We start from the raw sequence: 22,390 nt of genomic DNA, 5'->3' as shown, positions 1-22,390 counted from the left end.
CGCGTGAGGACACGACGATGTACTACGGCGGAGACTACTACCCCGAGCAATGGGACGAAGCGACCTGGGTCGACGACGTGCGGCTGATGCGGGAGGCGGGGGTCAACCTCGTCTCGCTGGGCGTCTTCGCCTGGGCGCGCATCCAACCCGAGGAGGGGGCCTTCGACTTCGCGTGGCTCGATCGGGTGATGGAGCTCCTCCACGACGGCGGCATCGGGGTCGACCTGGCGACGGCGACCGCCTCGCCGCCCCCGTGGGCTCACGAGAAGTACCCCGAGATGCTGCCGCGCGACGTGGACGGTCACGTCGTCGGCCCGGGCAGCCGGCAGCACTACGCCCCTACCTCGCCGGTGTACCGGCGGCTCGCCGCCGAGCTCGTGACGGCCCTGGCCGGTCGCTACGCCGACCACCCCGCCGTGCAGCTCTGGCACGTGAACAATGAGTACGGCTGCCACCTGCATCAGGACTTCTCCGACTCGGCACGGGATGCGTTCCAGCAGTGGCTGCGAGACCGGTACTCCTTGATCGACGCGGTGAACGAGGCGTGGGGCACCGACTTCTGGTCGCAGCGCTACGGCTCGTTCACCCAGATCCTCCCCCCGCGGCGGGCTCCTTACAGCCACAACCCGGGTCAGCTGCTCGACTTCCGGCGCTTCACCTCCGATGCCCTGCTCGAGTGCTACCGCGCCGAACGCGACATCATCCGGGCGGCGGGGGCGACCCAGCCGATCACGACCAACTTCATGGGCGCGTTCAAGCCCGCCGACTACTGGGCCTGGGCGCAAGAGGTCGATGTGATCAGCGACGACTGCTACCCCGACCCCGCCGACCCCGAGTCGTTCCGGGAGTCGGCCATGGCCAGAGACCTGATGCGCTCGCTCAAGCCCGGTGTGCCCTGGCTCCTCATGGAGCAGTCGACCGGCGCCCTCAACTGGCGGCCGAGCAACGCCCCCAAGGCTCCCGGGCAGATGACCGCCACCTCGATGCAGGCCGTCGCGCGGGGAGCCTCGGGCATCCTGTTCTTCCAGTGGCGGCAGTCGCGGGCCGGCGCCGAGAAGTTCCACAGCGCGATGCTGCCGCACGCCGGCACCTCGACCCGCATCTGGCGCGAGGTGGTGCAGCTCGGCGCGTCTCTCGCCGCACTGCCTGCGCTGCCCGACCCCGACACGGTGGCCGACGACGAGCATCCGCGGGTGGCGATCGTGTTCGACTGGCACAGCTGGTGGGCGATCGAGAACCCCGACCATCCCGTCACCTTCGACTACCTGCCGCTCGTGCGGCAGTGGTACGCGGCGCTGCACCGTGCGCACGTCACCGTCGACTTCGTGCGGGCCGAAAGCGACCTCTCGGGCTACGCCGGCGTGTTCGCACCCGCGCTCTATCTGCTGAGCGACGACGGGGCGGCCTCCCTCGAACGCTACGTCGAGGGCGGCGGCCATCTCCTTGTCACCACGTTCAGCGACGTCGTCGACGAGAGCGACCGCTTCCGCCCGGGGGGCTTCCTCACCCGGCTCGGCCCCCTGCTCGGCGTGCGTCTCGAGGAGTTTGGGGCGCTGCTGCAGACGGATGCTCCTCCCGCGGCACCCGGACAGCGCACGGCCCGCGTCACCCTCGCCAGCGGTGAGGCCTTCGACGGAACGCTCTTCGCAGAGCAGCTCGAGCTCGACGGCGCCACCGCGCTGGGCACCTTCACCAGCGGGCGCACCGCCGGACTGCCCGCCGTGACCTCGCGCGCGTCGGGGAAGGGGCGTGCCTACTTCGTCGCGACCATGCCCGACGCTGCCGGCACCGACGCCCTGTGCCGCATCGTCTTCGAAGCGGCAGGGGTGCAGCCTCTCGTCGCCGGGCTCCCGTTGACCGTCGAGGTGAGCCGACGCGGCGACGTCCTGTTCCTCGTCAACCACGGTGCCGAGACCGTGACGGTGGAGGTCTCTGCGGAGACGGTCGTGCTCGAGCCCTACGGCAGTGCGGTGCTCACGGCGAGGTGATCGCCGGGGTGGTTACGATGGCGACGTGAGTGCGCATCCGTTCGACGCGAGCGGCGTCGACCCGCACGCCGACGCGCAGGCTGACGCGCAGGCCGCGCTCGAACACCTCCGGATGACGGTCTCCCCGGCCGTCGCGATCACGGGCCCGCCCGAGCGCGTCGACGCCGCGATGGCCGAGCTCGACCGCGCGCTGCGGTCGACGCTCCGCTTCCGCCCGCGCGACGTCGAGGGATCGGGCCCGAACCTGCGCCTCTACCGCCTCGGCGGGCGCGCGCGGTGGTTCCGCGCGAACCTCGCCGAGGTGCTCGTGAGCGGGGGCGGCGGACGGTTCAACATCAGCTACCACGTGGTGCTCGAGCGGCCCCGCCCCGAGGAAGTGCTGCTCACGGTGCACGGCATCGACAAGAGCTTCCGCGCCCGCTACGACCCGCAGGAGGTGTTCGGCGACACCCTCGCGGCACTGGCCGAGCGCATCCCCGTGGTCACCGTCAGCGACTGGTTCACCTCCGAGAGCCTGCCCCCGCAGCTCGCCTCCTCCCCCACCGGCTTCGCCCGCTGGGTCGGGGCGGGCCGCGCGTTCTGGTGGGGCTGACGCGCTGACGTCACTCGCGCATCCGGGGCAGCACAGCGGATGACGCGGCGACCCCCACCTGCATCACCACGAGCACCCCACCCAGCACCCCCACCGCCAGCACGGCGTCGACCGGCAGCAGCGAGCCGAGCAAGGAGCCCAGGAGCGCCACACCCAGCGCGAGCGCGGCCTGCTGCGTGGCGACCATCATGCCGCTGCCGACGCCGCCCTGCGCGGCGGGCACATCGGCCAGCACGATGCGGAACAGGGCGCCGACGCTCAGAGCCTGACCGCATCCGGTCATGACGAGGGCCACGAGCACGACGCCGAGAGGTGGATCGGCGGGCGCAACCACCACCGCCACCGCGAGCCCGGCGACTCCGACGGCCTGCAGCAGCCCGCCCGCCACGAGCACGCCGCGGCCGAAACGGCGCAGGAGCCGGGGCACGGCGAAGGAGGTCGCCACGTACACCACGGTGGTGGGCGTGATGGCGAGGCCGGAGAGCAGCGGGCCGAGGCCGAGCACGGTCTGCGACACCAGGGCGAACGCGAACAGGAACCCGCTGAAGGCGATGAAGAACACCAGCACCACGGGCAGCCCGCGACGCATCGATCGCGTGCGGAGGAGCGACGGCGGCAGCAGGGCGGCCCTCCCCCGGCGCTCCTCGCGCAGCTCCCAGAACGCGAGCGCCGCCACGGTCGGCGCGACCAGGAGGAGCAGCGCGACGCTCCACCACGGCCACCCGGCGGCCGGGCCCAGTGTCAGCGGCACGAGCAGGCCGACCAGGACCACGCCGAGCAGGGTCGTTCCGAGCGGATCGAGCCCCGCCGCCGCGGGCGCCCGCGTCTCGGGCACCGTGCGCCTGAGGAGCGCGAGCGCCACGAGCCCAAAGGGTACGTTGACGAGGAACACCGGGCGCCAGCCGAGCCCGAGAACGTCAGCCTGAATCAGCAGTCCTCCGACGAGCTGGCCCGCCACCGCCGCCAGACCTCCCGCGACCGCGTAGCGGCTGATCGCCACAGCCCGCGCCCGGCCGGTGAGCACCGACTGCACCGTCGCGAGCGCCTGCGGGGCGAGCAGGGCCGCCGCGCCGCCCTGCACGATGCGGGCGGCGATGAGCCCTTCCACCGTCGGCGCCAGACCCGCACCGAGCGAGGCGAGGGTGAACAGCGCCAGCCCGATCGCGAAGACGCGGCGACGGCCGAAGTGGTCGCCGAGCCGCCCCCCGGGCACGAGCAGCAGCGCGTAAGCGAGGGCGTAACCGGCGACGACGAACTGGAGCGCCGCGGGCGAGGCGCCGAGGTCGGCGCGCAGGCTCGGCAGGGCGACGTTCGTGATGAAGAGGTCGAGGTTGGCGAGGAACGGCCCGATCAGCAGCGTGACCAGTCCCCACCCCGACAGGGTCGACGGATGCGCGCGCGACTCCCGCGCGAAGGAGACGGTGTGTGAGGTCATGGTCCCAGGCTCGGCCACCCTCGATGCTGGTACCAGAGTGTGGTGATGCTGGTACCAGCACTACCTGCCTGCTCTGTTCCGCATCCGTCAGACTTGGAGCTGTGAACGATGACCGTCGCGAGCTCGGCGCCTTCCTCCGCACGCGCCGGGCGCGGGTGAGCCCCGCCGAGCTCGGCCTGCCGTCAGGCGGCCGGCGCCGAACCCCCGGGCTGCGGCGTGAGGAGGTCGCGCAGCTCGCCGGGATGGGGGTCACCTGGTACACCTGGTTGGAGCAGGGCCGCGACATCCATCCCTCGGCCTCCGTGCTCTCGGCCGTGGCCGGTGTGCTCGGCCTGACCGTCGACGAGCGCGCCTACCTGTTCGACCTCGCCGGGGTGCCGCGCCCGGTCACCGACACCGCCCGCCCCGCTGTCGACGACGCCGTGCTCGACCTGCTCGCACGACTGGGAGAGGTGCCCGCGTACGTGCAGAACGCGTCGTACGACCTGCTGGCCTACAACGACGCCTTCCGCTTCCTCATCACCGACCTCGACGAGCTGCCGGTCGAGGAGCGCAACACGATGTGGCTCGCGTTCACCGACGCGGCCTGGCGGGCCGGAATGCCCGACTGGGAGTCGGTGACCGGCAGGATGGTCGCTCACATCCGCTCGCAGACCGCGCCGGGGGCCGACCGGGCGAAGGTGACCCGCCTGGTCACCGCCCTCGGCGAGCGGTCGGCGAGATTCCGCGAGCTCTGGGAGCGCCACGACGTGGCCGCACCGAGGTCGAGCGTGAAGGTCTACGACAGCCCGCGGTGGGGCCGGCTGAGCTTCACGGTCGTGACGACGTGGCTGCAACCGGGGCAGGGTGAGCGCCTCCTGGTGCACCTGCCCGCCGACGCCGGCACGGCCCGTGCGCTCGAGCAGGCGCAGGCGAGCCGATCAGCGGCGGAAGTCAGCGGCGGCTCTGCCGCACCAGCTGCAGGAGGGCGATGACGGCGACTACCGCACCGACGACGAGGAAGAACCACCCGAACAGCGGGTTGAGGTTCAGCACCACGACGACGAGCCCGATGACGAACGCCACGATGGCGAGCACCAGGCCCAGGATGAGGGTCGCGCGGTAGCGGCCGGGGCTGAGGGGTTCGGGGCTCGTCATGGGTGAACTCTAGCGAGCGGGCGGTGCGCAGCTCCAGCCACCTGAACGAGGGGTGGCGGGGCGGGTGGAGGCGATGCCGAGGCCCGTGCCGAATGGCGTGAAAGCGGTTTCTCGGATAGGTTGAGGGCGCCGAGTGTTTCAGTGAGGAGCCGACCGAGTGTCTTTCGACGAAGCCGCGCCGCGCCGCAGCGGGTGGCTGCTCGACCTCGCGCCGCTCCGCGAGAGCCCCGCCTACGCGCGCTTCTGGGTGAGCGGCATCGCCAGCGGGGTCGGCACGCAGCTCACCGCCGTGGCCATCGGCATCCACGTGTACACGCTCACCGGTTCCACCGCATCCGTCGCCCTCGTGGGCGGGTTGGCGCTCCTGCCCATGGTCGCGATGGGCGTGTTCGGGGGTTCGCTGGTCGACGCGTTCGACCGCCGCAAGGTGCTCATCGTCGCCTCCTCGATCTCGTTCATCGCGCCGGTGGGCATCGCCGCCCTGGCGTGGGCGAACGTCGAGACGCCCTGGCCCTACTACGTCTTCACCACCCTCTCCTCGACCGTCGGCGCGCTGGTCGGCGCCGCCCGCTTCGCCATCCACCCCCGCCTGGTGGAACGCCGGCTCCTCCCCGCCGTCGCCGCCCTGAGCGGCGTGAGCGCCGGTGTGCAGAGCGCCGTCGGCCCCGCGCTGGCCGGCGTGCTGGTCGCGACCGTCGGCTTCGCCTGGACGTACTCGATCGATGTCGTGCTCTTCGTCATCGGCTTCTGGGGCATCGTCTCGCTGCCCCCCATCGTGCCGGCAGGAGCGACGCGCCCCGGTCTCGCCGCCATCGTCGACGGCCTGCGCTTCCTCCGCACGGCGCGCAACATCCGCACCGCCATCGGTCTGCAGGTGGCGGCCTTCGCGTTCGGCCGCAGCTACGCCATCCTCCCCGCCGTCGGCGCCCTCGTCGTGGGCGGTTCGGCGTGGACGGTGGGGATGCTCACCGCCGCGGGCGCTGTCGGTGTCATCCTCAGCGGTCTACTGTCGGGCCCCCTCGGCGGGGTGCGCCGGCACGGCAGGGCGATCATGCTCGCCACCAGTGCTCTCGCCGTCGCGGTCGCCGCGCTCGGCCTGCTGCTGCTCATGTTCGGCACACGGTCGGATGCGGGCGACGGCCCCGAACCCGTCGACGTCGGCGCCCTCCTCGCACTCTGCGCCGTGCTGGCCGTCGCGGGCGCCGCCGACAACGTGGCGGGCATCTTCCGCACCACGATGATGCAGTCGGCGACTCCGGATGCGATGCGTGGCAGGCTGCAGGGCCTGTTCACGCTGGTGCTGACAGCGGGGCCGCGGCTCGGCGACGTGTTCGCCGGGTTCCTCGCCGCACTCGGCGCCCTGTGGTTCCCCCCTCTCCTCGGCGCCGTGCTCATCGGGGCCGTCGTCGCCGCCTATCTCCGCACCCGCCCCGCCTTCCGGGCCTACGACGCCGAGGAGCCGACTCCATGAGCACGACCGACATCACCACAGCCGAGGTTGCGATCGACGACGACCCCACCACCGACCGCCCGGCGAAGTTCGAGCGCATCGCCGCCCTCCTCGACGCCCGAGGCGCCGACGCACTGCAGCTCACCTCCGCGGAGAACCTCGCCTGGTTCTTCGACGGCGCCCGCGTGACGGTGCCGCTCGGCGGGCCGTCCGTCTTCACGGCCACCGTGCACCGCAGCGGGCGCATCCAGGTCGCCGCCTTCGCCCACGAGCTCGACCGGATCGCCGCCGAGGAGCTCACCGACGCAGGGGGCCGGATCGAGTTCACCCCCGTGCCGTGGCACTCGCCGCTGCCGGCCGGAGAAGGGCCCGGCGAGCGCCTCCGCGACGTGGATGTGGACGTCGCCGACGAGCTGAGGGCGGCGAGAGCGTCGCTGCTCCCTCTCGAGCGTCGACGGTTCACGCGGTTGGGCGCCGATCTCGCCCGGGCCGCCACGCGCATCCTGAACCTCGCCCATCCCGCGGAGACCGAGCGTGAGCTCGCCGCCCGGGCCGTCGCCGAGGTGGTGGCGCTGGGTGCCGAGCCCGTGGTGCTGCTCGTCGCCGGCGAGAGCCGCGTGCACCACCGGCACCCGCTGCCGACCGACTTGCCGCTCGGCAGCCGGGCGATGCTCGCCCTCGGCGCCCGCCGCCACGGCCTCGTCGCCAGCCTCACCCGCTGGGTCGACTTCGGGCAGCCGGGTGACGGCGCCGCATCCGCCACCGCCCTCGACCCCCGCGAGAGGGCGCTGCTCGCCGTCGAGGCCGACGCCTTCGCCGCCACCCGCCCGGGCCGTGCTCTGGGCGAGGTGCTGAGCGACATCGCCGTCTCCTACGATCGCCACGGCCTGGGCGCCGACGCCTGGCTCGGGCACCACCAGGGCGGGCCGACCGGCTACCTGGGCCGTGACCCTCGCGCCACCCCCGGAGCTCGCGAGCTCGTGGTGTCGGGCCAGGCCTTCGCCTGGAACCCCACGGTGCGCGGCCGCAAGGTCGAAGACACCGTCATCGTCGACGACGACGGATGCGGTGACCGCACCGTGACCGTACTCACGGTCGACCCCGACTGGCCGACGGTCGAGGTGAACGGCCTCGCCCGGCCGGTCGCCCTCCGCCCGGCCGACCACTGAATCACCCCGACGCCTGCGTCCCATCAGAAGGAGAGACATGACCCTGGACTGGATCCGCGTGAACGGAAGCGACCTCGTCGACGAGAGCGGCCGGGTCGTGCGCCTGGCCGGCGTCGGCCTCGGCGGCTGGATGAACATGGAGAACTTCATCACCGGCTACCCGGGCAACGAGGAGAACATCCGCCGCGTGCTGCTCGACCGGATGGGCCCGGAGGCCTACGACGCGTTCTTCGACGAGTTCCTGCTCGACTTCTTCGACGAGGCGGATGCCGCCCACCTGGCCTCGCTCGGCCTCAACTCGGTGCGCATCCCGTTCAACTACCGTCACTTCGAAGACGACGCCCGCCCGTTCGAGCTCAAGGAGGAGGGCTTCGCCCGGCTCGACCGCGTGGTGACGCTTCTCGCCCGCCACGGCATCTACTCGATCCTCGACCTGCACGCGCTGCCCGGTCGGCAGAACCAGCACTGGCACAGCGACAACCCCACCCACATCGCCGAGTTCTGGAACCACCCGCACTTCCAGGACCGCGTGGTGCACCTCTGGGAGGCCCTCGCCGACCGCTTCAAAGACCGGCCCGAGGTAGCAGGCTACAACCCGATCAACGAGCCCTCCGACCCCACCGGAGAGGTGCTGCCGGTGTTCTACGACCGCCTCGAGAAGGCCATCCGCGCCGTCGACCCGCGGCACGTGCTCTTCCTCGACGGCAACAAGTACTCCACCGACTTCTCCTTCCTCGAGCGGCGCTCCGAGCCGCTGCCGAACACCGTCTACACCGCTCACGACTACGCCCTGCCCGGCATCACGAGCGCCACCGAGTACCCGGGCACCACCCGCGGCGAGTACTTCGACCGCGGGGTGGTGGAGAAAACGTTCCTGCGCCGCACCGAGTACATGCGCCGCACCGGCACCCCCATCTGGATCGGCGAGTTCGGCCCGGTCTACTCCACCGACCGCTCGCAAGACCCGTGGCGCTACCAGCTGCTGCGCGACCAGCTCGAGATCTACCGCGACCACGGTGCGAGCTGGGCGCTCTGGACGTACAAGGACATCGGCCTGCAGGGCCTCGTCTACGCGGCCCCCGACAGCCCCTACCGCGAGCTCATCGCGCCCGCGGTCGAGGTGAAGTCGCGACTCGGCATCGATTCCTGGGGCGGGGCGGATGCGGGGGTGCGGTCGGTCATCGATCCCATCGACGCGGTGTTCGACGCCGATTTCCCCGACTACGCGCCGTGGCCGTGGGGGCGCCAGCCGCACATCGCGGTGCTGGTGCGCCACATCCTGCTCGCCGAGCCCCTGGCGGAGCGCTTCGGCGACCTGTTCGCCGGGATCACGCCCGAGCGCGCGCGTGAGCTGGCCCGCTCGTTCCGCTTCGACCGCAGCGTCGAGCGCACGGGCCTCTCCGAGGTGCTGCGCAGCCACCTCGCCGAGCGGTAGCCGGCCGGCGGGGGCGCGCGCCGGCCCGCGCCGCTCAGCCGGCGCGGGGCGGGGTGTACCCGACGCTCTCCCGCGCCGCCACGCGCATGCCGTCGAGCGTCACGCGCTCATTCGGCTCCAGCGTCAGCGCCAGCGACCCGCCGCCGTGCACGAGCTCTCCGGCGACGGCGCGCGGCGCGACCCCCACCACCGCGCGCGGCGTGCCCGCGCGGTCGGTGACGAGCCGCCACCCTCGCGGGAAGGTCGCCCACTCCGCCCCGTCGCGCAGCACCACCGTGCGCGCGTCGTCGCAGGCCGACTCCACGAGCACCCCGTCGACGCGACGGCGGTGCGCCACGGCGACGGATGCGGCGCCGTGGTCGAGTCGGGTCGGCGCCAGCCCCGTGAACCACAGTGTGCCCTCGGGGCGGGGCAGGATGCCCGACATCCGCTCCACCGTGTCGAGAAACCAGAGGATCGACGGCGAGTACACCGAGGTGAAGCCCGGCGACCCCGTCCACGGGTCGAGGCACTGCGGGAAGCGGTCGGCGACGGCCACCGCAGCCAGCACCGGGGTCGACGCGAAGGCCAGCTCAGCCACCCGCCCGTGGTACTCGAAGGCGTGAGGTGCGCGGATGAGACTGAGGAAGTTCACGGGCCCGCCCCAGGAGTTGCGCCCGTAGTCGTGGTCGAACCGCGGGTCGTCGAGGGCCAGCGAAGTGAAGCCGTAGTGCGCCCCGAACTTGCGGGAGTTGAGCAGGTACCGCTCGAGCGATTCGCCGAACAGCGCTGAGTCGCCGATCTCGCAGGCGAGAACCCGCAGCAGCACGTCGGACTGCACCCGCACGGCGACGCCGTTGCGATCGCGGTCGTAGAAGAAGGAGTCGTCGGCGTCGAAGCACTGGGTCAGCAGAGCCTCGACGGATGCCGCGGCGGCACTCCGCCAGCCCTCCACCTCGGCGGAGGGCAGCCCGAGCTCCTCGGCGAAGAGCGCCAGGTACCCGCGCTGACAGGCCACGTTGGCCGTGAGGTCGGGCGCTACCATCGGCAGGGTGGGGTGCAGGGGATCGACGCGCCGCGCATCCGCTTCGAAGCCGCGGTCGGGTGCGAACCAGAACCGGGGCGAGAGATCGTGCCCGGTGTCGAAGGTGCAGAACGCCTCGACGCCGCCCGTGCCCAGGGTGTCGCGGTAGCGCGCCAGCCAGGCGTCGAAGCGCACCATCGCGTCGTACATCGTGCGGAGATAGTCGGGGTCGCGCCCGGCGAGGAGATACTGGTTCCACACCGTGCGGGCGAGCGGTGTGACGATCTGGATCTGGCTGAACCCGGGGCCGTCGGCGGTCACCTTGTACGGGATCATGCCGTCGTCGCGCTGGTGGGCGGCGAAGAGCAGGTGGGTGTCACGGGCGATCGAGGGGGCGAAGCGGGCGAGCAGCTCGGCGTTGATGGTTCCCGTGCTTTCGATCCACGCGCCCGGGTACACCCCGCCCTCGTTGAGCACGGGCGCCCCGCCGTCGAGCTGCCGTACGCACTCGCCCAGCTCGCCGAGCGCCTGGTGCCAGCGCGCTTCGAGCGGCCCGCCGAGGGCGACGAACCCGAGACCGGAGGCGTCGAGCTCCTCGCCGAGCGGAGACGCGGGGTCGAGACCCGCCGCCGCGAGGGTGTCGACCGATCGCAGGCGATCGAGGGCGTCGTCGAGGGCGGTCATGCGTTCATCCTCCTGCAGAGTGGCTCGAGCACGGGTGGGCAGCACGGGTGGGCGGCACGGCAGAGCGTGGGCGACCCGGAGGCCGCCCACGCTCGGGGTGGGGATGCTCGTCAGTCGAGATCCGACGAGAGGTTCTTCACCCAGGTCTCCGCGGCCTGCTGCGGCGACTGGCGGCCGAACAGCACCTCGGTCTCCGCATCCTGCGAGTACTTGTTCATGTTGGCGCCACCGTCGGGCTGCGGCGGGGCGACGACGCCCGAGTCGAGCACGGTCTGCACGTACTCGGCGGCCGCCTGGCCGGGAGCGTCGAGCAGCGGGGTGACCACGGCGAGGGTGTCGGGGTTGAACGGGAGCCCGCGGGTGTCTTTGATGAGCTCAGCCGCAGCGGGTTCGTTGAGGAACCAGTCGACGAGCTTCGCCGACGCCTCCGGATGCTTGGTGTTCGCGTTGATCGACCAGAACGCCGACGGCAGCAGCGCCACACCCGCGGTGTCTCCGTCGGTCGGCGGCGGCAGGATGAGCGTCTCGCCGGCCGTGCCGTAGGTGCCGATGAGGTTGCTGTAGCCGAAGGTGATCGCGGCCTGACCGAGGGTGTAGAGCTGCTGGTCCGGCGGCAGCGCCCAGCCGGCGGTGATGATCGACGGGTCGGGGAGCCCGCCGCCCTTCTGAAGCTCGACCTCCTTCTCGTAGAGCCCGGCGATGTCGTCGGCGTCGACGGCGAGCTGGCCGTCGAAGTCGTAGATGCCCGTCTCAGTCTGCTGCGCGGCGTAGGTGCCGATGATGTCCTGGATGCGCAGGTCGAGTCCATAGACCGGCGCACCGCTCGCGGTCGTGAGGCCCGCCTTGCCGATGGTGTTCGCCGCCTCGATGAGGTCGTCCCAGCTCCAGGAGGCGTCGGGCACCGGCACCCCGGCGGCCTCGAAGAGGTCGACGTTCACGAAGGCCGCCGTCGCGTTGCCGCCGGTCGGCAGGCCGTAGAGCGTGCCGTCGACGGTCGCCGCGGTGGTGGAGAAGTCGGGGTACTTGTCGACCTGCACGGTGTCGGCGACCGTGCCGAGATCGAGCAGCGCGCCGGCTGAGCCGTACTCCTGCGGCTTGGCGCCACCGAGCGCGAACACGTCGGGAGCCGTCTGCCCGCCGCCGCCGAAGTCGGTGGCGAGCCGGTTGAACAGGTCGTCGGGGGCGCCGACCGGCGTCTGCTTCACGGTGATGTCGGGGTTCTCGGCCTCGAACTTGTCGATCACCTCGGCGAAGAGCGCGGCACGGTTGTCGTCACCCCACCACGACATCTCGATCGTCACCGGGCCGTCGTCGGCCGAATCGCCCGAGGGCGCCGAGCACCCTGAGAGGAGGAGAGTGCCGACCAGGAGGGATCCGGCGGCGGCTGTGGCTGTGATGTGCCGTCTTCTACGCATCGTTGCGCCTCGTTCGTGTCGAAGGGAATGCGGTCGAGAAACCGCTTTCACGGAAGTTAGCATCGTGGTCGGGCCGATGTCAACGCCGGTTATCGGATCGTCGTCGGCGCCGCACCGGTGGAGGTGCGCACCTCGATGTGGGGCCGGAAGACGACGTCCGAGTCGGGCTGCCCGCCCTCGATCAGCGCCGCCATGCGCTGCCAGGCCTGGGTGCCGAGCTCCTCGTGCGGCACCGAGGCCGTCGTGAGCGGGGGCGTCGTGTAGCGCGCGAACGGGATGTCGTCGAACCCCGTCACCGAGATGTCGTCGGGCACCCGGAGACCGAGGGCGAGCAGCCCGTTCAGGAGCCCGATGGCCACGAGGTCGTTGAAGGCGAGCGCTGCGGTGGCGCCCGAGTCGCGCACCGCCGATGCGGCGCCGAGGCCGTCTTCGATGGTGGCGCCGACCGGCATCCGCTCGATCGACACCTCGGGATGCTCGCGCTCGAAGTCGCTCAGCGCCTCGAGCCGATGGGCGTTCGACACACTGCCCGAGGGGCCGCCGAGGAACACCAGACGCCGGTGCCCGAGGTCGTACAGGTGCTGAGCGAGGTCGCGCACCCCCGCCCGGTAGTCGATCGAGAGCGACGGCGCCTCGACGGCGTCGTTGCGCCGGTTGATGACGACGAGCGGCCGGAGCGTGCCGGCGAGCTCTTCGAGCACCTCGTCGGACATGCGCGGGGCGCACAGCACCACGGCGTCGCAGCGACGGCGGATCTCGGCGACCAGCAGCGGCTCGTCGCCCGGCGACTCGGCCGAATCGGCGACCAGCACGCGGTAGCCGCTGCGGGCGGCGGCCTTGCTGAGACTGGAGAGCATGGCCTGGAAGGTCGGGTTGGCGAGGTCGGGCACGACGAAGGCGATGGCGCGGGTCTGGCCGAGGGCGAGGCTGCGAGCGAGGTGGTTGGGCGAGTAGGCGAGCTCGGTCGCCACCGCGCGAACGCGCTCGGCGATCGCCTCCTCGCCGAGGAACCGCCCGTTCATGACGCGCGACACGGTCGCCTGAGACACGTTGGCCCGCTCGGCCACCTCAGCGATCGTCGTCGCACCCGGTCGTCGTCTCACGGTCGGCCTCCTTCCCACCTGACAATGCCAGAAACGATAGCGCCGCGGAGTGGTATTTGACGTCACCCGCATCGGCGGTCATAATCGTGAAAGCGCTTTCTCGACGACCGGGTCGGAGCGCATCCACTCAACGAGGAGGTCGACGTGAGCAGTCTTGGCGAGTTGCGCACCATCGCGCTGAACGCCCGGCGCGGTCGCAACGGGCCGAAGGAGAAGAAGCCCGACACGCTCGCGGCCTACCTGTTCCTGCTGCCCTGGCTGATCGGCCTCGTGGTGTTCACGGTCGGCCCCATGCTGGCATCGCTCTACCTGTCGTTCACCGACTACAACCTGCTCCAGTCACCGCTGCTGAAGCCCCCGGCGTTCACCGGGCTCGACAACTACGCCGACATGATCGGCGACGCCGCGTTCTGGAACGCCTTCCGCGTGACGGTCACCTACGTGGTCATCTCGGTGCCGATCCAGCTCGCGGTGGCGCTCGGCCTCGCGCTGCTGCTCGACCGCGGCATGCGCGGACTGCCGATCTACCGATCGATCTTCTACCTGCCGAGCCTTCTCGGCGGCTCGGTCGCCATCGCCATCCTGTGGCGCCAGGTGTTCGGCAAGGACGGCCTGGTTAACGGCTTCCTCGCGATCTTCGGCGTCGACGGGCCCGGCTGGATCGGACACCCCGACTTCGCCCTCGGCACCATCATCGTGCTGCACATCTGGACCTTCGGGTCGCCGATGGTGATCTTCCTCGCCGGTCTCCGGCAGATCCCGGAGATGTACTACGAGGCCGCGTCGGTCGACGGGGCGGGCAAGATCCGCCGCTTCTTCACCATCACGCTGCCGCTGCTCACGCCGATCATCTTCTTCAACCTCGTGCTGCAGATCATCTTCGCGTTCCAGACCTTCACGCAGGCCTACGTGGTCTCCGGGGGCACGGGCGGGCCGGCCGACTCGACCATGTTCTACACGCTCTTCCTCTACCGGATCGGCTTCCTCGAATACGACATGGGCTACGCCTCGGCGATGGCCTGGTTCCTGCTCATCGTGATCGCGGTGTTCACCGCCGTCAACTTCTGGCTATCGAAATTCTGGGTGTTCTATGACGACTGAGAACCTTCTCGCCAAGCCGGCCGCCGAGGCCGCCTCCGCCCCGGGCACGGAGGGAGACTCCCCGCAGAAGCCCGCCCGCAGCACCCGCTCGAGCGCCTCCTACCGCGCGCGCAGCCGTGTGCTCTCCACGCTCAAGCACATCGGCCTCATCGCGGCATCGCTCGTGATGATCTACCCGCTGCTCTGGCTCGTGGTGTCGAGCTTCAAGCCGAACGACGAGATCTTCCGCGACCTCACGCTGTTCACCACGAACTTCACGGTCGAGAACTACGTCAACGGCTGGAACGACCTGCAGGTGCCGTTCGGGGTGTCGCTGCTGAACTCGACGATCATCGCGGCGGGCGCCATCATCGGCAACCTGGTGTCGTGCTCCCTGGCGGCCTACGCCTTCGGCAGGCTCAACTTCCGCGGTCGCACGCTGCTGTTCGCGCTCATGCTCGCCACCATCATGCTGCCGTTCCAGGTGGTGCTGATCCCGCAGTTCACCATCTTCAAGGAGCTCGGCTGGCTGAACACCTTCCTGCCGCTCATCGTGCCGAAGTTCCTCGCCACCGACGCCTTCTTCGTCTTCCTCATGGTGCAGTTCATCCGCGCCCTGCCGAAGGAGATCTTCGAGGCGGCGCGCATCGACGGCGCCGGCCACCTGCGCACCTTCGTGCAGGTCACCCTGCCGCTCATGGTGCCCGCCCTCGCCACCACCGCGATCTTCACCTTCATCTGGACCTGGGGCGACTTCTTCGGCCCGCTCATCTACCTGCGACTCCCGGAGTTGTTCCCCTCATCCGTCGCGCTGAAGGGGTTCATCGACGCCCAGTCGAGTTCCGACTTCGGGTCGATGTTCGCCATGTCGGTGCTCTCGCTCATCCCCCTGTTCATCGCGTTCCTCATCGGGCAGCGCTTCTTGATCAAGGGCTTCGCCACGACGGGAATCAAGTGATGCAGACCCCCACCCGCCTCCGCTACGCGCTCGTGGGCACCGGATCCCGGGCCCAGATGTACCTCGACGCGATCGCCGGCCAGCACTCCGACGTCGCCGAGCTGGTGGCCTGGACCGACACCAACCCCGGCCGGCAGCAGTGGTCGCTCGCCCAGCGGCCCGAGCTCGGCAGCCCGGTGCGGTTCGAACCGGATGCGCTGGCCGAGGCCATCCGCACCCACCGCATCGACCGGGTCATCATCACCTCGCCCGACTTCACGCACGCCGATTACATCGTCGAGTCGCTCGACGCGGGGGCCGACGCCATCGTCGAGAAGCCGCTCACCACCACCGAAGACGGGGTGCGCCGCATCGCCGAGGCGGTCGAGCGCACGGGTCGCACCGTGACCATCACCTTCAACTACCGCTACTCGCCCCGCAACACCGAGCTGAAGCGCGTCATCGCCTCCGGCGAGATCGGCGAGGTCACGAGCGTGCACTTCGAGTGGATGCTCGACACCGCCCACGGCGCCGACTACTTCCGTCGCTGGCACCGCGACAAGGCGAGCTCGGGGGGCCTGCTCATCCACAAGTCGAGCCATCACTTCGACCTCGTGAACTGGTGGCTCGCCGCAGCGCCCACGAGGGTGTTCGCAAGCGGAGGCCTTCGGTTCTACGGCGCCGAGAACGCCGCGGCACGCGGGCTCGGGCCCCGGCCGTCGCGCGGCACCGGCGACTCGCCCCTGCGCGACGCCTTCAGCCTCGACCTCCGCACCGACCCGGTGTGGGAGGGGCTCTACCTGCAGCAGGAGTCGTTCGACGGCTACCTGCGCGACCGCGACGTGTTCGACGAGGGCATCACCATCGAGGACAACCTGTCGCTGGTGGTCGACTACGACCAGGGCGCGAGCATGTCGTACTCGCTCACCGCGCACTCGCCGTGGGAGGGGTACACGGTGTCGGTGAACGGCACGAAGGGCCGCGCCGAGCTGAGCGTGGTCGAGCGCGGCATCGTGCTGGTCGACGAAGACGGGCGCACCGTCGTCGACCCGAGCGCCCGGCCCGACCTCGTCACCGACGACCCGGCGCGCCCGGTGGGCGACCGGCTGCTCGTGCAGCACCACTTCGGCACGGCCCGTGAGGTGCCGATCCCCGTGGCCGAGGGCGGACACGGTGGCGGTGACGCGCAGCTGCTGCGTGACGTGTTCGACGGAGCGCAGCCCGACCCGCTCGGCCGCACGGCCGGGTGGCTCGAAGGAGTGCGCTCGGTCGTGGTGGGGCTGGCGGGCAACCGCTCGCTCGAGACCGGGCAGGCGGTGCGCATCGCCGAACTCGATCTGGGTGCGGGAGCCCAGGCGCTCGATCGACTCGCTCCGCAGGCTCCCGAAGCGGTGGCCCGATGAGCCGCATCATCGTCACCGGAGGCTCCGGCCGGCTCGGCCGGAGCGTGGTGGCCGTCCTCGCCGAGGCCGGGCACGAGGTGTTCTCCCTCGACCGCGCGCCGGTCGAGGGCCTGCCGGCCGAGCAGGTCGTCGTCGACCTCGCCGAAGAAGGAGCTGCGGCGGAGTGCTTCGAGCGCATCCGTCCCGACGGCGTCGTGCACCTGGCCGCGGTGGCCGTGCCCTTCAGCGAACCCGACCGCGCGACCTTCGCCACCAACACCGACCTCGCCTGGACGGTGCTCGAGGCCAGCCTCTCCGTGGGCGCGGCGTCGCTGCTCATCGCGAGCAGCCCGACCGTGATCGGCTACGGCTCGCCCACCGGCTGGAAGCCGGCCTACCTGCCCATCGACGAACAGCATCCGCGAGCCCCCTGGAACAGCTACGCCCTCTCGAAGCTCGCGGTGGAGGAGCTCGTCGCCATGGCGGCCCGGCGCGACGGCGACCGGTTGCGGATCGGCGCGTTCCGCCCCTGCTACGTCATCGCCCCCGAGGAATGGGAGGGCGCCCAGACGCAGCAGGGCCACACCGTTCGTGAGCGGCTCGACGACCCGGCGCTGTCGGCGGTCGCCCTGTTCAACTACGTCGACGCCCGCGACGCCGGCGATTTCGTGCGGCTCTGGCTCGAGCAGGCGGCGACTCTGCCGAACGGCACGACGTTCTTCGTCGGAGCCCACGACTCGCTCGTGACGGCACCGCTCCCCGACGCGCTGGCGCAGCACGTGCCGGCGGCCGGCGGGTACGCCATCGCCGCCGACGGAGCGGTCTTCAGCAGCCATCTCGCCGAGGAGCTGCTCGGCTGGCGCGCGCGACGGAGCTGGCGCACCGAGCTGCACACTCCCGAACACTCTGCCGCCCCCTCTCCCCGTACCATCTCGGAGGTCGAACATGCCTGAACTCACCATGAACGACGGAGTGCTGTTCTTCCCCGTCACCCCCTTCGACGGGAGCGACCGGGTCGACACCGAGCTCCTCGGGCAGCACGTCGCCGGGCGGGTGGCAGACGGCGCCGCCGCGGTGTTCGCCGCCTGTGGCACCGGGGAGTTCCACGCCCTGGCCCACGACGAGTACGAGACAGCGGTGGCGGCTGCCGTCGCGGCGGCCGCGGGTGCCGTGCCGGTCGTCGCAGGAACGGGTGGCCCCCTCGGTCACGCCCGGGCCTGCGCACGGAGCGCCGAGCAGCTCGGCGCCGACGGCCTCCTGGTGATGCCGCCGTACCTCGTGGGCGGCCCGCAGAGCGGCCTCGTCGCCTACGTCGAGGCCATCGCCGCGGCGACCGGGCTTCCCCTCATCGTCTACCACCGCGGTGCCGCGACGTTCACTCCCGAGTCGGTCGAGGCGCTGCTGCGCATCCCGTCGGTGGTGGGCGTGAAAGACGGAGTCGGCGACATCGCGGTGGCTCAGCAGTTCGTGCGGGTGGCGGCAGCGAGCGGTCGCGAGGTGCTGTTCTTCAACGGCCTGCTCACGGCCGAACTCAGCCAGGCGGCGTACCGCGCGGTGGGTGTGCCCCTCTACTCCTCCGCGGTCTTCGCCATGGCGCCCGACATCGCGACGGCCTTCTACGTCGCCCTGCGCGACGGCGACTCCGAGCGCACCGCGGCGCTGCTCGACGGCTTCTACTCGCCGCTGGTGCGCCTGCGCGACGAGACCCCCGGCTTCGCCGTCTCGCTCATCAAGACCGGCCTGCGCCTCGGGGGTCTGCCGGTCGGCTCGGTGCGGGCTCCCCTCGTCGACCCCACGAGCGAGCAGACCGCTCGCCTCGCCGCCCTGCTCGACCGCGGACGCGAGCTGGTGGCGTGACCGCACCGCGACTCGCCTCGGCCGAGGCGCGCCTGCTTACCATCCCGCTGCGCCGCCCGTGGGGTGCCGACGTCGTCGACGTGCGGGTCATCACGGTCGACGTGATCGACAGTGACGGATGCGCGGGGCACGGCTTCACCTGGACGCCCACCATCGGCGGCCGTGCCGTTCTCGCCCTGCTGCACGACGACATCCTCCCCTTCGCCCTCGGCCGCGAGATCAGGCCGTCGCTCTGGCAGGAGTGCTGGGAGCGCATCCATGAGGCCGGCGGGGGCGGCGTCACCACCATCGCGCTCGCCGGTCTCGACCTCGCGCTGTGGGACCTTCGGGCGCGGCGCCAGAGCCTCTCGCTGCCCGATCTGCTCGGCCGCCGGCACGACCGGGTGCCCGCCTACGGCAGCGGCGTGAACCTGCACTACTCCGACCAGGAGCTCGTGGCGCAGGTGAAACGGTGGGTCGAGGCCGGGTTCACCGGCGTGAAGATCAAGGTCGGGCGACCGGAGCTCGACGACGACCTGCGCCGGCTCGCCGCGGTGCGCGAGGTGCTCGGGCCCGATCGTGCGCTCATGATCGACGCGAACCAGCGCTGGAACCTCGACACGGCGACCCGGGCCGCCGAGGCCGTCGCGGAGTTCGACGTGCGCTGGCTCGAGGAGCCGCTGCGCGCCGACGACCTCGCCGGGCACGTCGAGCTGCGCCGCCGCAGCCCGGTGCCGATCGCGCTCGGCGAGAACCTGCACACGCGGTATCGCTTCCGCGACTACATCGACGCGGGCGCCGTCGACGTCGTGCAGCCGAACATCGTGCGGGTGGGGGGCGTCACCCCGTTCCTCGAGATCGCCTCCCTCGCGCGCTCGCGGGAGGTCGAGCTCGCACCGCACCTGCTGCCCGAGCTCTCGGCCCAGCTCGCGTTCACCCTGCCCGAGGCGCCGTGGGTCGAAGACGTCGAAGACGCCGGCTTCGGGCAGCTCGGCGCACTCGCCGAGCCGAGCGGGGTGCAGATCGCCGGCGGATGGGCGACCGGCGGCCCGCGACTCGGGCTCGGCATCAGGTTCCGGAGTGAGGAGACAGCATGAGCACGACCACCAGCACGAACCCCGCGGAGGTACGGCGCCTCGCCTCCGCTGCCGAGCGCAGCTTCACCGTCACGGCGTCGGCGTCGCCCGCCGCCCGCATCGGCTGGCTGCACGCCGTCGCCGAGGTGCTCGACGAGAACGTCGACGACCTCGTGCAGCTCGCCGACGCGGAGACCTCGCTCGGCGTCGCGCGGTTGACGGGAGAGGTCGCCCGCACCAGCGGCCAGCTGCGCCTCTTCGCCGACGTCGTGGCCGAGGGCTCCTATCTCGAGGCCGTCATCGACCACGCCGTCCCGTCGGCGACTCCCCCGCGACCCGAGCTCCGGCGGCTGCTGCGGCCCATCGGGCCGGTGGCGGTGTTCGCGGCCTCCAACTTCCCGTTCGCGTTCTCGGTCGCCGGGGGCGACACCGCGTCGGCGCTGGCGGTGGGCTGCCCGGTGATCGTGAAGGCGCACCCCGGGCATCCTGAGCTGTCTCGGCGCACGGGCGAGCTGGTGACCGGGGCGCTCCGCGCGGCAGGCGCACCGGAGGGGGTGTTCGCCGTCGTGGAGGGCTACGAGGCGGGACTGGCGCTGGTCGACGACCCGGCCATCCGGGCCGTCGCGTTCACGGGGTCGCTGGCCGGAGGGCGGGCCCTCCACGATCGTGCAGCGCGGCGGCCGTCGCCCATTCCCTTCTTCGGGGAGCTCGGCAGCCTCAACCCGGTCGTCGTCACGCCGGGTGCCGACGCCGCCGGTGGGGCGCGTCTCGCCGAAGAGCTCGCCGCCTCGTTCCAGCTCGGCGCGGGGCAGTTCTGCACCAAACCCGGGGTGGTGTTCGTGCCGCAGGGGTCGGCGTTGGAGCGAGCTCTGCCGGAGCATGTCGGGGCCGCCCCCGCCGCGCTGCTCACGTCGTCGATCGCGACCGGGTACGACGAGGGGGTGCGGCGGCTGGCAGCGATCGACGGGGTCTCGGTGGTCGCGGGCGGCGTGGAAAACGGCGCGCGGCCGGTCGTCCTGGCGGTCGACGCCTCCACCCTCGCTGAGCGGCAGCACGACATCCTCACCGAGGTGTTCGGCCCGGTCACGGTGCTCGTGCGGTACACGGGCGACGCCCAGGGCGACGACCTCGGCCGGGCGCTCGACGCGCTGGAGGGAAGTCTCACCGCGACGCTGCACGCCGCCCCCGGCGAGGAGGTCGCGCCCGTGCTCGCACGTCTCGAGAACCTGGCCGGACGGGTGCTGTTCGAGGGCTGGCCGACGGGGGTCGCCGTGACCTGGGCACAGCACCACGGCGGCCCGTGGCCCGCGACCACCTCGGGACACACCTCGGTGGGTGCCACCGCCGTGCGCCGCTTCCTGCGCCCGATCGCCTACCAGAGCGCGCCGGCCGACTCGCTGCCGGAGGCCCTGCGCGACGACAACCCGTTGCGCATCCCCCGCCGCGTCGACGGGCGGCTCGTGCTGCCGTGACCGCGAGCACTGTGCTCACCGGATCGGCACTCGCCGCCGCGGTCGCCGGCGCGCTCGATGTCGAGGTGTCGGCCGACGGGGTGCGCCCGTGGCGACTCCCCGTCGCCGCGCGGCGGTACGCGCCTCCCGCGCTCGCCCTCATGGCCGAGTTCTGCGCCGGCGTGCACCTCAGGATGCTCACGGCGGCACCCACGGTCGAGCTCGAGGTGACGGTGACGCGGCTCTCCCAGCGCGGCTCGACCCGTGCGCCCGACGCCGCCCCGTTCGTGGCTGTGGTCGACGGGCGCCAGACCGACCGGGTCGACGTGCTCGGGGGTGCGCTGGTGAGGGAGCGCGACGATCGGTCGCTGTTCCGGGAGCCCGGGGGTGCGCGGAGCAGCGTGGTGCTCGCGCTCCGGGACGATGCCGACAGCACAGGCGGCGCCATGAGTGCCGCTGCGATGCGCCTCGTCGAGGTCTGGCTGCCCGTGGACGCGGGCGTCGTCCTGCACAGCGTGAGTGCCGCATCCGCTCTGCTCGCTGCTCCTGCCGACGAGCGCCCGCGGTGGCTGCACTACGGCAGCTCCATCAGTCACGGCGCGTCGGCCGGCACCCCGCTCGGCACGTGGCCCCGGCTCGTCGCCGCCGAGCTCGGTCTGGCGGGCGTCAATCTGGGGTTCGGCGGCAACGCGATGCTCGACCCCTCCGTGGCGCGGGCCCTCGCGGCGACGCCGGCCGCCGCGATCACCCTCGAGCTCGGCATCAACATCGTCGGTGCCGACGCGATGCGCGAGCGCACCTTCGTCCCAGCCCTCCACGGCTTCCTCGACACCCTCCGCGACGGCCACCCCACGACCCCGATAGGCCTCGTCACCGCGATCGCCTGCCCCGCGGTCGAGACGACCCCGGGCCCGATCCGCGCGGGCGCCGACGGCCGGGCGACCGGCACTCCGCGAGAGGTGCGCCCCGGCGACGGCACCCTCACCCTCGCCCGCACCCGAACGCTGATCGAGCAGGTGGCCGTCCAGCGCGCACCCGACGACCCCGCCCTCCACCTCATCGACGGCCTCACCCTCCTCGGCACCGACGAGCACCACCACCTCCCCGACGGCCTCCACCCCGACCCCGCGGGTCACACCCTCATCGCCCACCGCCTCACCACCCAAGCCGCCGACCCGGGCGCGCCCGCGGGGCGTCTCTTCCCACGGTGATCGTCT

Annotated in this window: 19 protein-coding genes; 14 read left to right on the top strand and 5 right to left on the bottom strand. The window is 71.8% G+C overall.

The annotated features are described in order from the left end of the window. The first annotated feature begins 17 nt into the window (after nucleotides 1-17). Nucleotides 18-1,988: a beta-galactosidase gene (locus tag HL652_RS20220; RefSeq protein ID WP_171706968.1), complete on the top strand. Its 1,971-nt coding sequence runs from the start codon at nucleotides 18-20 to the stop codon at nucleotides 1,986-1,988. 25 nt (nucleotides 1,989-2,013) lie between these two features. Next, nucleotides 2,014-2,580, top strand: coding sequence for a hypothetical protein (locus HL652_RS20215; protein WP_171706967.1), 567 nt, complete (start codon nucleotides 2,014-2,016; stop codon nucleotides 2,578-2,580). Between the two features lie 10 nt (nucleotides 2,581-2,590). On the opposite strand, the gene HL652_RS20210 is transcribed toward HL652_RS20215, so the two are convergent. Further along, the gene (locus tag HL652_RS20210; protein WP_171706966.1) at nucleotides 2,591-4,015 is read right to left on the bottom strand and encodes an MFS transporter; all 1,425 of its coding nucleotides are present in this window, start codon (nucleotides 4,013-4,015) and stop codon (nucleotides 2,591-2,593) included. A gap of 101 nt (nucleotides 4,016-4,116) precedes the next feature. Between HL652_RS20210 and HL652_RS20205 the strand changes: the two genes are divergently transcribed. Further along, entirely contained in the window at nucleotides 4,117-4,989 is an 873-nt protein-coding gene (locus tag HL652_RS20205; RefSeq protein WP_171706965.1) for a helix-turn-helix transcriptional regulator, read from the top strand. On the opposite strand, the gene HL652_RS20200 is transcribed toward HL652_RS20205, so the two are convergent. Beyond that, nucleotides 4,949-5,152, bottom strand: coding sequence for a hypothetical protein (locus HL652_RS20200; RefSeq protein ID WP_171706964.1), 204 nt, complete (start codon nucleotides 5,150-5,152; stop codon nucleotides 4,949-4,951). The two genes, HL652_RS20205 and HL652_RS20200, sit on opposite strands and share 41 nt — an antisense overlap. A 157-nt stretch (nucleotides 5,153-5,309) precedes the next feature. Here HL652_RS20200 and HL652_RS20195 point away from each other — a divergent pair, with 157 nt between their 5' ends. From HL652_RS20195 to HL652_RS20185, 3 genes are read left to right on the top strand one after another with little or no spacing between them, the layout of a single operon-like run. Further along, complete coding sequence (locus HL652_RS20195) at nucleotides 5,310-6,623, top strand: MFS transporter (RefSeq protein WP_253743513.1); 1,314 nt, start codon at nucleotides 5,310-5,312, stop codon at nucleotides 6,621-6,623. Next, on the top strand, nucleotides 6,620-7,771 hold the full coding sequence (locus HL652_RS20190; protein ID WP_253743511.1) for a M24 family metallopeptidase: 1,152 nt from the start codon (nucleotides 6,620-6,622) through the stop codon (nucleotides 7,769-7,771). The genes HL652_RS20195 and HL652_RS20190 overlap by 4 nt, the downstream gene beginning before the upstream one ends. Nucleotides 7,772-7,808: 37 nt before the next feature. Beyond that, a complete protein-coding gene (locus HL652_RS20185; RefSeq protein WP_171706963.1) occupies nucleotides 7,809-9,206 on the top strand; it encodes a glycoside hydrolase family 5 protein in 1,398 nt (465 codons plus the stop codon). Between the two features lie 34 nt (nucleotides 9,207-9,240). Here the strand turns inward: HL652_RS20185 and HL652_RS20180 are convergent, their stop codons facing one another. From HL652_RS20180 to HL652_RS20170, 3 genes are all read right to left on the bottom strand, one after another. After that, nucleotides 9,241-10,893, bottom strand: a complete 1,653-nt coding sequence (locus HL652_RS20180; protein ID WP_171706962.1) for an MGH1-like glycoside hydrolase domain-containing protein — start codon at nucleotides 10,891-10,893, stop codon at nucleotides 9,241-9,243. 110 nt (nucleotides 10,894-11,003) lie between these two features. Further along, nucleotides 11,004-12,308, bottom strand: coding sequence for an ABC transporter substrate-binding protein (locus tag HL652_RS20175; protein WP_171706961.1), 1,305 nt, complete (start codon nucleotides 12,306-12,308; stop codon nucleotides 11,004-11,006). Nucleotides 12,309-12,397: 89 nt separating this feature from the next. After that, on the bottom strand, nucleotides 12,398-13,429 hold the full coding sequence (locus HL652_RS20170; protein WP_371743526.1) for a LacI family DNA-binding transcriptional regulator: 1,032 nt from the start codon (nucleotides 13,427-13,429) through the stop codon (nucleotides 12,398-12,400). A 126-nt stretch (nucleotides 13,430-13,555) separates the two neighbouring features. On the opposite strand from HL652_RS20170, the gene HL652_RS20165 reads away from it, so the two are divergent. The 8 genes from HL652_RS20165 to HL652_RS20130 are packed head-to-tail and all read left to right on the top strand — an operon-like array spanning nucleotide 13,556 to nucleotide 22,384. Continuing rightward, nucleotides 13,556-14,512, top strand: coding sequence for a carbohydrate ABC transporter permease (locus HL652_RS20165; RefSeq protein WP_171706959.1), 957 nt, complete (start codon nucleotides 13,556-13,558; stop codon nucleotides 14,510-14,512). Then, complete coding sequence (locus HL652_RS20160) at nucleotides 14,502-15,449, top strand: carbohydrate ABC transporter permease (protein ID WP_171706958.1); 948 nt, start codon at nucleotides 14,502-14,504, stop codon at nucleotides 15,447-15,449. Before HL652_RS20165 ends, HL652_RS20160 begins: the two co-directional genes overlap by 11 nt. Further along, nucleotides 15,449-16,831, top strand: a complete 1,383-nt coding sequence (locus tag HL652_RS20155; protein WP_171706957.1) for a Gfo/Idh/MocA family protein — start codon at nucleotides 15,449-15,451, stop codon at nucleotides 16,829-16,831. Before HL652_RS20160 ends, HL652_RS20155 begins: the two co-directional genes overlap by 1 nt. Beyond that, entirely contained in the window at nucleotides 16,828-17,763 is a 936-nt protein-coding gene (locus HL652_RS20150) for an NAD-dependent epimerase/dehydratase family protein (protein ID WP_171706956.1), read from the top strand. The genes HL652_RS20155 and HL652_RS20150 overlap by 4 nt, the downstream gene beginning before the upstream one ends. Next, nucleotides 17,756-18,667, top strand: a complete 912-nt coding sequence (locus HL652_RS20145; protein WP_371743525.1) for a 5-dehydro-4-deoxyglucarate dehydratase — start codon at nucleotides 17,756-17,758, stop codon at nucleotides 18,665-18,667. The genes HL652_RS20150 and HL652_RS20145 overlap by 8 nt, the downstream gene beginning before the upstream one ends. Continuing rightward, the gene (locus tag HL652_RS20140; RefSeq protein ID WP_253743507.1) at nucleotides 18,664-19,743 is read left to right on the top strand and encodes a mandelate racemase/muconate lactonizing enzyme family protein; all 1,080 of its coding nucleotides are present in this window, start codon (nucleotides 18,664-18,666) and stop codon (nucleotides 19,741-19,743) included. Before HL652_RS20145 ends, HL652_RS20140 begins: the two co-directional genes overlap by 4 nt. Beyond that, nucleotides 19,740-21,194, top strand: a complete 1,455-nt coding sequence (locus tag HL652_RS20135; protein ID WP_171706955.1) for an aldehyde dehydrogenase (NADP(+)) — start codon at nucleotides 19,740-19,742, stop codon at nucleotides 21,192-21,194. The genes HL652_RS20140 and HL652_RS20135 overlap by 4 nt, the downstream gene beginning before the upstream one ends. Further along, the gene (locus HL652_RS20130) at nucleotides 21,191-22,384 is read left to right on the top strand and encodes a GDSL-type esterase/lipase family protein (protein ID WP_171706954.1); all 1,194 of its coding nucleotides are present in this window, start codon (nucleotides 21,191-21,193) and stop codon (nucleotides 22,382-22,384) included. The genes HL652_RS20135 and HL652_RS20130 overlap by 4 nt, the downstream gene beginning before the upstream one ends. Nucleotides 22,385-22,390: the final 6 nt, after the last annotated feature.

The organism is Herbiconiux sp. SALV-R1, from assembly GCF_013113715.1.
Taxonomy (GTDB): domain Bacteria; phylum Actinomycetota; class Actinomycetes; order Actinomycetales; family Microbacteriaceae; genus Herbiconiux.
Note: the sequence above shows the minus strand (reverse complement) of the source record. Positions and strands in the feature narration are given on the sequence as shown.